Here is a 12,413-nt window from a genome sequence, read left to right as displayed (position 1 = left end):
TTGAGGTTTCTCGATACACTTTTTTTCATTAATGAATCATCCGAAATACACCGATCACTTTTCCAAGAATGGAAACTTGATCTACAATGATCGGCTCCATGGAAGAGTTTTCTGGTTGGAGTCGAAAATAATCTTTTTCTTTAAAGAAACGTTTAACGGTTGCTTCATCTTCTTCTGTCATAGCTACGACAATTTCCCCATTGCTTGCAGAGTGCGTTTGTCTGACAATCACACGGTCTCCGTTTAGGATGCCGGCTTCAATCATACTGTCTCCTACAATCTCCAACATAAAGATTTCATCCTCTGAGGAACCAAATGTATCCGGCAATGGGAAGTACTCTTCAATATTTTCAATCGTCGTAATTGGATTGCCTGCTGTAACTTTACCAATCAACGGCACATGCATAACGCCATTTTTTAGTTCATCTAGTCCTTCTGGATCCAAAATTTCAATAGCTCGGGGTTTTGTCGGGTCCCTGCGTATGAAACCTTTACTCTCGAGTCGTGATAAGTGACCGTGAACCGTAGAACTTGATGCAAGACCTACAGCTTCTCCAATTTCACGAACGGAAGGGGGATAACCTTTTAAACGCACTTCATCTTTTATGAAAGCAAGTATTTCTTCTTGTCTCTTTGATATTTTCTTCAACAGATTCACCTCTTCTACTAGTTTGCGAGCAATGGTATACTGAACCATTATTTTGAATATAGTATAACATGTGTTCGATTACTAATCAAACAAAGGTTCTAATTTTGCTTGACATAGAATCATATGTTCTCTTATAATTAAGAACAAGTATTCCGAACATGCATTCTAAATACGCGAATTCGAGGAGGAGTTAAAATGGAGTTTATTAAAGAATTTATCAAAAATAATTATTATTTCGCAGTATTATTAGCAGTTTGTGTATCTTTTGCCTGGCTTCAATTTGATAAAATAGCCGAGGAAGATCACTACATAGAAATCGTTATTAATGAAGGGGATACACTTTGGCAGCTGGCTTCTAACTACTCAGAAGATATACCCACAACCCACTGGATTGAACAGGTGCGTTCACTAAATGAATTACCTACTGACCAAATCGTTTCAGGTGAATTACTCCGTGTGCCTGTTAAAATTAATAAACAAACAGATATCCAGGTAGCTGAAATAGGAGTAGGATCTAAATGACAGAAAAGAAATGTGTAATATACTGCCGTGTGAGTACGGAAAAAGAAACACAAGAACAATCTATTGTGAGACAGCAAGAGGAGCTTGAAAAATTAGCTGCTGAGCTATCCTATGATTGTGTTGGCATCTATACGGATCGGCAAAGTGGATATGATATGGATCGTGAAGGTCTTCTATCCATGTTGGATCAAATCCAAAACGATACAGTGGATGCAGTATTCATTCAAGATGAAACACGATTAGGACGAGGGAATGCTAGGGTTGCGATTTTGCATGTAATTGCTAAAAGTGAAACGACTGTGATTACCAATCATTCAAACGGTACGATTGAACTGAATGAAATGGATTCCATGTTACTAGAAATTCTCGCAATCGTAGAAGAATATCAACGAAAACTACATAATGCAAAAATACGTAGAGGAATGAAGCGTGCTGTTGACAGAGGCTATGATCCATCAAAGAATCTGCGAAATATTGACCAGGGACCGGGGCGTGAAAGACTTGAACTTCCAATAGAAGAAATTGTCTCACTTCGTAACAAAGGTCTCACATATGAAGAAATTGCAACAGTATTAAATGGATTAGGCCATGCGGTCAGTAAAGCGACAGTTCATAGAAGATATAAAGAGTTTATAGCGCAAGAACACTAATAGGTTGCACTTTTCCTCCAGGTTGTTTACATTTTATTAAACGACTAACTTTTGGAGGGTTTTAAAGATGCTATCAGAAAAGAAAATAAAACGTATTAATGAATTGGCAAATAAAAAGAAAACAACAGGATTATCGATTGAAGAGGCAAAAGAACAGACGCGGTTGAGAAAGGAATACTTGGAATCATTCCGTACAAGCATGCGTGAAACGATCGAATCGGTCAAAGTAGTAGATCCAGAAGGAAATGATGTAACACCAGATAAAGTTAAACAAGCAAGGGCGAATCAAAAACCTTTAAATTGATGATAGGTAAAGGATTAACATTGTAATTAACTCTAGAATTGACTACACTAGAGAAGGAATATGTACTATAAAACACTCATATGAGACAGGATGGAAAGGATGTACAGCATGACCGAAAAAATCGATCAACTGGCAATAACGACAATCCGAACATTATCAATCGATGCAATTGAAAAAGCAAATTCTGGTCACCCGGGATTACCGATGGGTGCAGCACCGATGGCTTACACACTATGGACGCAACATTTACACCATAATCCATCAAACCCACAATGGTTCAATCGTGACCGTTTTGTACTTTCAGCAGGACACGGCTCGATGTTACTCTACAGCTTGTTGCATCTAAGCGGTTACGGCTTGACTATTGAGGACATAAAGAATTTCAGACAATGGGATTCCAAGACCCCTGGACATCCAGAGTATGGACATACAGTAGGAGTTGAAGCAACGACAGGGCCGCTTGGACAAGGAATTGGTATGTCTGTAGGTATGGCAATGGCTGAAAAACATCTTGCAGCAATATATAACAAACCCGGTTTCGATATTGTCGATCACTACACATATGCACTATGCGGAGATGGAGATTTGATGGAAGGTGTAGCAGCAGAGGCAATTTCCATGGCTGGCCACCTTCAATTAAATAAACTAATCGTGCTATATGACAGTAACGACATCTCTTTAGATGGCGATTTGGATATGTCATTCTCTGAAAACATTAGAAAGCGCTTTGAATCATATGGCTGGAACTATGCACGCGTTGAAGATGGAAATGACACAAGATCCGTTTCTGATGCAATTGAAAAAGCAAAAGGCAATACTGGCGGACCGACAATCATTGAAGTAAAAACTGTGATCGGCTATGGTTCACCAAACAAGTCTGGTAAAGCAGATGCACACGGTGCACCATTAGGTGAAGATGAAATGGCACTTACGAAAGAGTATTATAAGTGGACATTCGAAGAGGACTTCTACGTTCCTGAAGAAGTCTATGACCGTTTTAATTCAGCAACGGATCAACTTGGTGTTCAATCAGAGCAACAATGGAATGATTTGTTCGCAAGCTATGAAAATGAACATAAAGAATTGGCTGCACAGTTTAAACAAGCAATTGCGAATGAACTTCCTGGCGATTTAAAAGAACAAATGCCGGTTTATGAAGCAGGTGCTTCTGTAGCGACTCGTTCAGCATCTGGTGAGTCAATCAATGCGTTAGCAAATGCAGTTCCAGCTTTATTCGGCGGTAGTGCGGACCTTGCGGGTTCAAACAAGACGACGATCAAGAACGCGGGCGATTTCACTGCTGATGACTATGCTGGACGTAATATATGGTTTGGTGTACGTGAATTCGCAATGGGGACTGCTCTAAACGGCATGTCTCTTCACGGTGGAGTGAAAGTGTTTGGCGGAACTTTCTTCGTGTTTAGTGACTATGTACGTCCTGCTATTCGATTGTCTGCATTAATGGGCCTACCTGTAACGTATGTCTTCACACATGATAGCGTAGCGGTCGGAGAAGACGGACCTACACATGAACCTGTTGAGCAATTGGCTTCTTTACGTGCAATGCCTGGATTGTCTATCATTCGTCCAGCTGATGGAAACGAAACATCCGCAGCCTGGCATATAGCTGCCACTTCAAAAGACACACCAACTGTCTTAGTATTGTCTAGACAAAATCTTGAAGTATTGCCTAAATCGCAAGAACTTGCGATGGAATATGTACCAAAAGGTGCGTATGTCGTATCACCTGCTACTAAAGAACAAGCGGACGGTTTACTGCTTGCAAGTGGCTCGGAAGTAAGTCTAGCGGTTGAAGCACAGAAAGCTCTAAAAGAACATAATATCGACGTCAGTGTCGTCTCAATGCCTTCGTGGGATCTATTTGAGAAGCAAGATCAAGCGTATAAAGATTCTGTTCTTCCAAAGAACATTAAGAAGAGAGTAGCGATTGAGATGGGAGCTTCCCTTGGGTGGCATAAATACTCAGGTGATGAAGGAACCGTCGTGGCAATCGATACTTTCGGTGCAAGTGCTCCAGGCGAGTTAGTCATTGAAAAGTATGGCTTTACTGTAGAAAATGTTGTAAAAGAAATGACAAATCTATTAAATAACTAAGTATACACAACGCACGGCTCTTATTATTAAAGAGCCGTGTATTTTTTTGCGCAGCTTTACGACAATAATAGTGATGAAGTTTTCCGCAAACTGACACGATTTACTTCGGACAAGTTCTATGATAGGTAGTAGGAGGTGTTCGTTATGAGGAAGTATGAAATTTTTAAAATCAAGTCAGCGTATCAATCCTTCATAATGGGGCGTGAACGTTTATTATTTGAGCTGCTAACAGTAGGCCCTTCTACAAGCTATCAAGAAATTGAATATTTATGTGATCGGTTGAATCAAAGGGAACTGGATAGCATCATTCAGAATACCTTAAGTAAAAATTTTGATGAACTGGATTCATATCATAATGAATATCGATTGACACACTTAATCAAGGGAGAGGTCTTCATCAAAATGGGTACACACAGTATAGAAGTGTACTGCCAAGGTTCAAGAATGTTGGACTTAGATTTATTTGTAGCACTATCATCTTCTACAGATCGTTTTTTTGCAGTCATGAATGAACAGGAAGAATGCGGGTGGCTCAAACCACTTAAACACTCTGAACGCATGATTCTAGAAAATACAATGATGTAAAAACTTCCGCACAATTTGCGTACAGTCATTGCTATTCACTGCTGCTATGTTGTATAATCCTTCTTGGTAGTATGTAATCGAACTATTTTTATGAGGGAGGTTTGGCAGTAATGACTTTATGGATAGCAATTTTATTGATCGTCGTCGCTTTGATCGGCGGAGTAGCACTCGGCTTTTTCATAGCACGTAAATATATGATGAATTATTTGAAGGAAAATCCGCCAATTAATGAACAAATGTTACGTATGATGATGATGCAAATGGGACAGAAACCTTCTCAAAAGAAAATTAATCAAATGATGGCTCAGATGAACAAGGTTCAAGATAAGCCTGCTAAAAAAAAATAAGTAAAACTCCGTGATCAGCAAATTTGCTAACACGGAGCTTTTTTAGTTTTTACTGTATAATCTTGTCTTTAATATAAACGGAATCGATTTAAAAACCTTTGAACCGTTTGTAGATATTCATCGGGATTATCATTGTAAGATTTGGCATGTGCCCCTTTAGCGAAAAGCTTCATCATTTTATCGCCTTCTTTTAATTCGTATAACTCTTCCGTCATATGAGGCAAAATAAAAGTGTCTTCCAAACTGTGTATGAATAATACGGGTTTATCAATAAACTTCATCACTTCGCGGGGAGACACAGCTGCAGAAGTATAGCCATCACGTATTTTTAAAAATAAATTGGCGATTCGCAAGCTCATGGAAGTCTTAAATGGCATCTCTGTACGAATGATATGCAATAGTTGCTCTGAGAAATCCGAAAATGGACAATCTGATATATAGAAATCTGCTTCATCCTCATACGTACCTGCGTATAACAGCGTAGTGGCAGCACCCATAGATTCTCCGTGAATGCCAATCAAAGCGCGCTTACCTACACGTTTACGAACAGCTGTCACGATTTCTTTCAAATCCATTTTTTCATAAAATCCAAAACTCGTTGTTTTTCCACCCGAATCACCATGCCGCCGATGGTCAAAAATAACGGAATTAAATCCTAAGCGTTCAAACAAACGTGCATATTTGATGGAATTTACTTTGTTTTCCGTTACACCATGGCAAATAACAACCGTTCGCGTTGTATCTAAAGGTCGCAAGAAAATTGCACGTAAGTTATAGCCGTTAGGTGATGGAATCCAAATATCATCTTTTCTTACAGTTTCAAACCACTGATGATCAAAACGTTTAGCAATCATCTCGCGCTGCAAAATAAATTCAGAGTCCTTTATTTTTAAATACATCAGTCGATTCGTGACAAGAATCCCGAAAATTGTTAAAAACGCTGTAATAATACTTGATGCAATACCGACAATATACATTACTCTACGTTTCACCAAAATCCTCCCTTCTATTTTCTATTGTCTTTTATATAAGTTATACATTGCGGTATCGATAGGACGTGACAAATAAGGTGCAACTTCATCTACTGAAGCACATATTTTATCCATATCAACCCCTGTTTCTATCCCGACAGACTGCAATAGATATAACACATCTTCCGTTGCAACATTGCCTGTAGCACCAGGCGCAAAAGGACAGCCACCAAGACCACCTGCAGAAGTATCGAATCGATCAACCCCTGCTTGTAAAGAGGCATAAATATTAGCCAATCCTAATTTACGCGTATCATGGAAATGTGCTGTAATCAAAATATTTGGGAACTTTGTCTTTAGTGTTTTAAATAAAGTAAAACTTCCCAAAGGGTTTGCCATACCGTCAGTGTCGGCCACACTTAATTCATCTACACCCATATCGACAAATTTTTCGCAAAGGGCCAGAGTTTGTTTAGGTGGAATAACTCCTTCATACGGACAGTGAAATGCTGTGGAGATACAGGCTCTCACAAAATGATGATCTATTTTGAGCTGATCGACAATAGGTCGTAGTGTCTCCACGCTTCCCGCAGTGGAGCGATTAATATTATGTCGATTGAATGTGTCACTTACACCCACAAAGACCGCCACACTATCTGCGCCAGCTTTTAAGGCATTCTCAACACCATGTGCGTTCGGTGTGAGGACAAGTTGCCTGCCTGTTTTACATACCCGGTCCATAATTTCTTTAGAATCAGACATTTGCGGAACCCACTTAGCCGATACGAAAGAAGTCACTTCCATTTCCTGTATGCCGGCTTGCTGTAAAGAATGTATAAAAGCTAATTTTTGATCAGTAGGAATACTGTTTTTTTCATTTTGTAAACCATCGCGCGGTCCAACCTCGATTAACGTCACGTTTTTTGGTAAACTATACATAAACATCCCCCTCCATCTATTGTACGTAATGTAAGCGAGTAAGGGCAATGTAAAACCCTTGACAATTAACTGGATAATAACAATGAAATGCAAATTATTTATTAAATAGAAAGTAGTGAAAATATGTCAAAAAAACAACGAAAAGCATCAACTAACCAAAAGAACAATACAGTAGATGATTCTGCAACTTCACTTTCAGATTTAATGAGCGATGATGTGTTAGCTAAATTAAAAGGAATGAAACAAGAAATGAAGGCGGAAGAAGAAATAAAATTGGAACAGGAAAAAGAAAAGCGTATTCAAGAGCGAAAAGAACGTGAAAAAAATAAAAGTTTTGAAGAATTACTAGATGAGTATGGGTATGATGGAACAATGTATTAAGAAGACTATATAAATAGGTGTGGGGTTACGTATACTAATTAAGTAAGTGCTTTATTAAAAGACCTTTTATAAAGGAGAGGAATTAATGAAGTTTTTGTATATTATGTATCGTGAGAAGCTAAATATTCAAAACGAACTTACATCCCAAAATAATTTAAAACGTGTTCATTTAGCACCCATTGAGCATCCAATTGTTCATTGGATGCAAAGGAATCTAGAAACGATTCAAATACTGGATTCTGTTATATATTATGATCTATCAAAAGAAAAGGTAGAGAATTTTTATAGTACTTTATTAGATGCACATGCAGAAAAATCCAAGACCTCTCCAAGACCTTGGAAATACTTGCCCATCCCAACAGAAGAACAGTATATTTATCCAATTGCGCAATATGAAAAAGAATATGGTATCACGTATTACGAATCTTTATACAAGTACATAACGGTTTTTGGGGTCATATTAAATATCTTTGACTTTCAAGATAATCAATTAATTGTATTTATTCAATAGAAATGAAGAACGTGTTCAGGAGGATATAAAATGAAACAGCTCGATGTTAAACTTTACGAGTATTTACTAGCAAAACTCCCTGAAATTACTACTTCCTGGCTAGCGATGAGAAAAGTGGAAAAAGATTCAATTTATTCGCTTAGTGCCCATCCTGAAATGGAAGAAACACTTCGGGAACAAAATAAATTCACGAATTTGACAGTCATTAGTAGTTTGCTTGATGATCCTGAAATCTTTGAAAAAAATAAAATAGAATGGGCAGCCGTTGTCGCTCTAAGTAGAGTGAACAGCAATACACCCATAGAAGAAGTAATAAAGGCTTTGAGTAAGCTTCGTATAACTTACTGGCGCTTAATAAAGAAATTTCAGTTAGTGAATGCAGATGAGATTAAACTTGAAGATTATATGCGGTGGAGTGAAACGCTCAATAATGCATTTGATCAGATTTATATCGGTTTTGCAGAAACTTATAATGAATATATCAATAGCAAGTTCGATGTTCAACAAAGTTTGATTAATGAATTGAGCTCACCAGTCATCAAAATTACCGATAAAATTGGAGTAGTACCGCTAATTGGAGAAATGGATGAACTGCGAGCACGCATTTTGTTGGAAAGTATTCCCGAAAAAAGTTTAGAGGCTGACATTGAACATTTATTCATTGATTTATCGGGAGTGACGGTAATTGATACACTGGTAGCCCAACAAATTTTTCAGGTGACAAAAGTTTTATCTTTATTAGGAACGAGATGCACAATTACAGGTATCTTACCAGCAATTGCTCAAGCTTCTACAGAGCTTGGTTTAGATTTCACGAATATCCAAACATTTAGTTCCTTGCAATTAGCATTCACGAAAGAATTTTTAATTATGGAACAGTAAAAACCAAGTCACTTATAAGGTGACTTGGTTTTTATGATTTATTTACATTTTTCTTGGAAATCGAGCATGAATTTCTGCAAGGCCTGACATGCTTCAACTGGTACTGCATTGTAAGCTGAGGCACGACATCCGCCTACAGAACGGTGGCCGTTTAGGCCGACGAATCCTGCCTCTTTCGCTTCTTGCAAGAATTGTTTTTCCAACTCTTCATCTGCTACACGGAAGGTGATGTTCATCAATGAACGACTGCCTTTTTCAGCATGTCCTGTATAGAAACCATTGCTATTGTCAATCACGTCATAGATTAAGTTCGCTTTTTCTTCATTGCGCTTTGCGATCTTTTCCAAGCCGCCTTGTTGTTGCATCCAACCAAGAACTTCACCCAACATATAAATACCGAAAGACGGTGGTGTGTTATATAAAGAGTTACTTGACGAATGTGTACTATATTTCAAAATAGCCGGAATCTCGCTATTCGCATGATCCAACAAGTCTTTTCGGATAATTGCAACTGTAACACCTGAAGGTCCAAGGTTTTTTTGTGTGCCAGCATAGATCATTCCGAATTTACTGACATCGAGCGGTCTTGACAGAATATCACTTGACATATCCGCGATCAACGGAACATTTCCAGTGGAAGGGAAATCGTGGAATTGTGTGCCGAAAATTGTGTTATTTGATGTAATATGCACGTATGCATCCGTTTCTTCAAATGTAATTTCTTCGGAAGATGGGACGCGATTATAATTCACATCTTTTGTAGAAGCTGCTTCGTATACTTCACCGATTGTTTTTGCTTCTTTAAGTGCTTTGTCTGACCATGCGCCTGACATGATATAGCTCGCTTTTTTACCCTCGGCTAAGAAGTTCATCGGTACCATTGCAAATTGTAAACTGGCTCCACCTTGCAAGAATAGTACTTCATAGTTTTCAGGAATTGCGAATAACGAACGCAAACGTTCAATTGCTTGATTATGTACTTGTTCATAAGTAGCACTGCGGTGACTCATTTCCATAATAGACATTCCTGATTCTTTGAAATCCACTAGTTCAGATTGTGCTTTTTCTAGAACTTTGCGTGGAAGAGCGGATGGCCCCGCGTTAAAATTATAGACAGACTTTTGATTACTCAACAAAATCACTCCTTCATTAGTTTACAAACCTAAAGTAAAGTATATAGGAAAAACTCTACATGGGGAATAGCTATCTGCCAATTCGCAATAAATCGCTCAACCAATAAGATGTTCGTCTTGTTTGTTTCGTTAAGAAAATGGGTAAATTGTAATCAAGCAGCATGTACATAATTATGTAAAGTTCAGCTCAGATAAAGTCGAAACGAGGGAGATAGTATGAAAACAGATGGACGCAGAAAAAGTTCAAATGTAGAGGATCAAAGAGGGAGGGGTGGTAGAGGCGGAGGTGCGATCGCATTAGGCGGTGGTGGTCTTGGAATTGTCGGTATTATATTATTTCTCATTTTAGGTGGAAATCCAACTGATTTATTAGATAATAGTTCAGCAGTACCCGATCAGCCGTACGTGGAAACCGAACAAGACAAAGAATTGGCGGATTTTGTTTCGGTTGTGCTCGCGGATACAGAAGATATTTGGTCCGAGTTATTTGCTCAACAAGGAATTCAGTATGAGAATCCAACACTAGTTCTTTATTCAGGACAAGTGGATACAGCCTGTGGATACGGAAGTGCTGCTGCAGGACCATTTTATTGTCCGGGCGATCAAAAATTGTATATTGACTTAGCATTTTATAATGAGTTAAAGAGTACATTTAAAGCGCCCGGTGATTTTGCTATGGCCTATGTAGTAGCGCACGAAGTAGGACACCATGTGCAGACGCTACTTGGTATTTCGGATCAAGTGATGCCATTACGTCAAAAAATGAGTGAAGAGGAATTTAACAAATATTTAGTGAGATTTGAGTTGCAGGCAGATTATTTTGCAGGAGTATGGGCACATCATGCGAAAGGACGGGGCTACTTGGAGCAAGGAGATTTGCAAGAAGCGATTACTGCCGCGGGTGCGGTTGGTGACGACACGATCCAAAAGCGTGCAAGAGGGTATGTTGTTCCAGAGAGTTTCACACACGGTACAGCAAAACAACGAATTTATTGGTTTGAACATGGCTTTGAATTAGGTACGATTGATGGTGGAGACACATTTAAGCAAACCGAAAAATAAAAATCGCGAACATCATTTTGTTTTTCAAAATGACGTTCGCGATCTTTTATTTTGTTGCGGCTATAGCAGGTTCTGCTGGAATAATTTCTTCTTTTTCATTGCGTAGTCTTTTAATGTCCACACGAATGAGTAAGGAAATTACTAGAGCGACTGCGAATAAGCCAGCGAAGAACAGTAAGCTGCTTTCATAACTACCTGTAGTATCTTTCATCCAAGCGGCAAACATCGGCCCTGCCACACCAGCAGCAGACCAAGCTGTCAAAATGTAGCCGTGGATAGCCCCAAGTTGTCTCGTTCCAAAAATATCACCAATATACGCTGGTATAGAAGCGAAACCTCCTCCATAGCATGTATAGATTACGGCTAGTATGACTTGGAAAATAATTGCGTTTGTAGTGAACGGTAAAACAGCGAACAGAATAAGCTGAACGACGAAGAAGGTGGTATACGTATTCGGGCGCCCGATATAATCCGAAATCGCAGCCCAGCCAAGTCTTCCGGCCCCGTTAAAGATACCTAGTACACCAACTAGTGCAGCTGCTTGAATAGTCGTCATACCGATACTGTCAATCGCCATAGGTTTGGCGGCAGATAGAATCGCAATACCACACGTGACATTAATAAATAACATTAGCCATAAATAATAAAAGCGTTTCGTTTTGACTGCTTGATTTGCTGTTAATTGAGCAAGGTCTTCTTTAACATCAGTTTTACCTGAACGGACTTTTTCGATAAATCCAGGCGGTGCCCATCCTTCTTCCGGCTTTTCTAGATAAAGAGAAGAAAGCAACATGATAAGGAAATACGATACACCAAGAATATAAAAAGTGTTTTGTAATCCTACGTTGACGATCAAGTATTCCATGATTGGACTACTGATAGCTGCCGCGAATCCAAAGCCCATGATAGCCAGTCCCGTAGCCAGACCTCTGCGGTCGGGGAACCATTTGACCAGTGTAGAAACAGGTGCAATATATCCTACACCTAAGCCAATTCCACCGAGCATACCGTAAAAGACATACAGCATAGGTAATGAAGACATTCCTACTGCGAGTCCGGAACCCGTCACTCCCACTCCGAAGAACACAGCCGCAAGTAATCCTGCTTTTCTTGGACCGTATTTTTCTACAAAATGACCTAAAAAAGCAGCTGATAAACCAAGAAATAAAATGGCTATACTAAACGTCAGCTGTACTTGGCTTGTGGTCCATCCAAACTCTTCAATGAGTGGATTAGTGAAATTACTCCAGGCATAAACAGATCCGATGGAAATGTGGATACCTACTGCAGATAACGCGATCAGCCATCTGTTCTTCGTTTTTTTCATTCGTAGCCCTCCTTTTTAACCAAACCCTTTCACAG

General features: G+C 39.1%; 15 protein-coding genes. 10 read left to right on the top strand and 5 right to left on the bottom strand.

Annotated elements, in window-relative coordinates; translation table 11 throughout:
* Positions 1 to 28: 28 nt before the first annotated feature.
* Entirely contained in the window at positions 29 to 649 is a 621-nt protein-coding gene (gene lexA / locus CSV80_RS01630) for a transcriptional repressor LexA (RefSeq protein ID WP_029053128.1), read from the bottom strand.
* A gap of 195 nt (positions 650 to 844) precedes the next feature.
* Here lexA and yneA point away from each other — a divergent pair, with 195 nt between their 5' ends.
* The 6 genes from yneA (at position 845) to CSV80_RS01600 (ending at position 5,172) form a co-directional block, all read left to right on the top strand.
* Entirely contained in the window at positions 845 to 1,171 is a 327-nt protein-coding gene (gene yneA / locus CSV80_RS01625; RefSeq protein WP_099669336.1) for a cell division suppressor protein YneA, read from the top strand.
* A complete protein-coding gene (locus CSV80_RS01620; RefSeq protein ID WP_029053127.1) occupies positions 1,168 to 1,821 on the top strand; it encodes a YneB family resolvase-like protein in 654 nt (217 codons plus the stop codon). The genes yneA and CSV80_RS01620 overlap by 4 nt, the downstream gene beginning before the upstream one ends.
* A 67-nt stretch (positions 1,822 to 1,888) precedes the next feature.
* Positions 1,889 to 2,125, top strand: coding sequence for a DUF896 domain-containing protein (locus CSV80_RS01615; RefSeq protein ID WP_099669335.1), 237 nt, complete (start codon positions 1,889 to 1,891; stop codon positions 2,123 to 2,125).
* 108 nt (positions 2,126 to 2,233) lie between these two features.
* Positions 2,234 to 4,240: a transketolase gene (gene tkt, locus CSV80_RS01610; protein WP_099669334.1), complete on the top strand. Its 2,007-nt coding sequence runs from the start codon at positions 2,234 to 2,236 to the stop codon at positions 4,238 to 4,240.
* A gap of 144 nt (positions 4,241 to 4,384) precedes the next feature.
* Positions 4,385 to 4,825 (top strand): sporulation inhibitor of replication protein SirA, encoded by a 441-nt coding sequence (gene sirA / locus CSV80_RS01605; protein ID WP_099669333.1) that lies wholly within the window; start codon positions 4,385 to 4,387, stop codon positions 4,823 to 4,825.
* A 110-nt stretch (positions 4,826 to 4,935) separates the two neighbouring features.
* Positions 4,936 to 5,172, top strand: coding sequence for a YneF family protein (locus tag CSV80_RS01600; RefSeq protein ID WP_083035511.1), 237 nt, complete (start codon positions 4,936 to 4,938; stop codon positions 5,170 to 5,172).
* A 68-nt stretch (positions 5,173 to 5,240) separates the two neighbouring features.
* Here CSV80_RS01600 and CSV80_RS01595 read toward each other — a convergent pair whose 3' ends face one another.
* Together CSV80_RS01595 and CSV80_RS01590 are read right to left on the bottom strand one after the other, a co-directional pair.
* A complete protein-coding gene (locus CSV80_RS01595) occupies positions 5,241 to 6,164 on the bottom strand; it encodes an alpha/beta hydrolase (protein ID WP_099669332.1) in 924 nt (307 codons plus the stop codon).
* Positions 6,165 to 6,185: 21 nt separating this feature from the next.
* A complete protein-coding gene (locus CSV80_RS01590) occupies positions 6,186 to 7,082 on the bottom strand; it encodes a hydroxymethylglutaryl-CoA lyase (protein ID WP_099669331.1) in 897 nt (298 codons plus the stop codon).
* 123 nt (positions 7,083 to 7,205) lie between these two features.
* Between CSV80_RS01590 and CSV80_RS01585 the strand changes: the two genes are divergently transcribed.
* The 3 genes from CSV80_RS01585 (at position 7,206) to CSV80_RS01575 (ending at position 8,856) form a co-directional block, all read left to right on the top strand.
* The gene (locus CSV80_RS01585; protein ID WP_099669330.1) at positions 7,206 to 7,463 is read left to right on the top strand and encodes a YqkE family protein; all 258 of its coding nucleotides are present in this window, start codon (positions 7,206 to 7,208) and stop codon (positions 7,461 to 7,463) included.
* A gap of 85 nt (positions 7,464 to 7,548) precedes the next feature.
* The gene (locus tag CSV80_RS01580; protein WP_099669329.1) at positions 7,549 to 7,974 is read left to right on the top strand and encodes a hypothetical protein; all 426 of its coding nucleotides are present in this window, start codon (positions 7,549 to 7,551) and stop codon (positions 7,972 to 7,974) included.
* 30 nt (positions 7,975 to 8,004) lie between these two features.
* On the top strand, positions 8,005 to 8,856 hold the full coding sequence (locus CSV80_RS01575; protein WP_099669328.1) for an STAS domain-containing protein: 852 nt from the start codon (positions 8,005 to 8,007) through the stop codon (positions 8,854 to 8,856).
* A 38-nt stretch (positions 8,857 to 8,894) separates the two neighbouring features.
* Here CSV80_RS01575 and serC read toward each other — a convergent pair whose 3' ends face one another.
* Positions 8,895 to 9,989, bottom strand: coding sequence for a 3-phosphoserine/phosphohydroxythreonine transaminase (gene serC / locus CSV80_RS01570; RefSeq protein WP_199083910.1), 1,095 nt, complete (start codon positions 9,987 to 9,989; stop codon positions 8,895 to 8,897).
* 216 nt (positions 9,990 to 10,205) lie between these two features.
* Here serC and ypfJ point away from each other — a divergent pair, with 216 nt between their 5' ends.
* A complete protein-coding gene (gene ypfJ, locus CSV80_RS01565) occupies positions 10,206 to 11,051 on the top strand; it encodes a KPN_02809 family neutral zinc metallopeptidase (RefSeq protein WP_099669326.1) in 846 nt (281 codons plus the stop codon).
* 46 nt (positions 11,052 to 11,097) lie between these two features.
* On the opposite strand, the gene CSV80_RS01560 is transcribed toward ypfJ, so the two are convergent.
* Positions 11,098 to 12,378: an L-lactate MFS transporter gene (locus CSV80_RS01560; protein WP_029053115.1), complete on the bottom strand. Its 1,281-nt coding sequence runs from the start codon at positions 12,376 to 12,378 to the stop codon at positions 11,098 to 11,100.
* Positions 12,379 to 12,413 lie beyond the last annotated feature (35 nt).

It is taken from the genome of Sporosarcina sp. P12(2017) (assembly GCF_002743035.1).
Lineage (GTDB): Bacteria > Bacillota > Bacilli > Bacillales_A > Planococcaceae > Sporosarcina > Sporosarcina ureae.
The sequence above is the reverse complement of the archived record's forward strand: the minus strand, read 5'-3'. Positions and strand labels throughout refer to the sequence as shown.

Excerpts from the sequence above, each read along its gene's own strand:
- yneA (WP_099669336.1), top strand. The coding sequence starts at position 845 with ATGGAGTTTATTAAAGAATTTATCAAAAATAATTATTATTTCGCAGTA.
- CSV80_RS01620 (WP_029053127.1), top strand. The coding sequence starts at position 1,168 with ATGACAGAAAAGAAATGTGTAATATACTGCCGTGTGAGTACGGAAAAA.
- CSV80_RS01615 (WP_099669335.1), top strand. The coding sequence starts at position 1,889 with ATGCTATCAGAAAAGAAAATAAAACGTATTAATGAATTGGCAAATAAA.
- tkt (WP_099669334.1), top strand. The coding sequence starts at position 2,234 with ATGACCGAAAAAATCGATCAACTGGCAATAACGACAATCCGAACATTA.
- sirA (WP_099669333.1), top strand. The coding sequence starts at position 4,385 with ATGAGGAAGTATGAAATTTTTAAAATCAAGTCAGCGTATCAATCCTTC.
- CSV80_RS01600 (WP_083035511.1), top strand. The coding sequence starts at position 4,936 with ATGACTTTATGGATAGCAATTTTATTGATCGTCGTCGCTTTGATCGGC.
- CSV80_RS01590 (WP_099669331.1), bottom strand. The coding sequence starts at position 7,082 with ATGTATAGTTTACCAAAAAACGTGACGTTAATCGAGGTTGGACCGCGC.
- CSV80_RS01585 (WP_099669330.1), top strand. The coding sequence starts at position 7,206 with ATGTCAAAAAAACAACGAAAAGCATCAACTAACCAAAAGAACAATACA.
- CSV80_RS01580 (WP_099669329.1), top strand. The coding sequence starts at position 7,549 with ATGAAGTTTTTGTATATTATGTATCGTGAGAAGCTAAATATTCAAAAC.
- CSV80_RS01575 (WP_099669328.1), top strand. The coding sequence starts at position 8,005 with ATGAAACAGCTCGATGTTAAACTTTACGAGTATTTACTAGCAAAACTC.
- ypfJ (WP_099669326.1), top strand. The coding sequence starts at position 10,206 with ATGAAAACAGATGGACGCAGAAAAAGTTCAAATGTAGAGGATCAAAGA.
- CSV80_RS01560 (WP_029053115.1), bottom strand. The coding sequence starts at position 12,378 with ATGAAAAAAACGAAGAACAGATGGCTGATCGCGTTATCTGCAGTAGGT.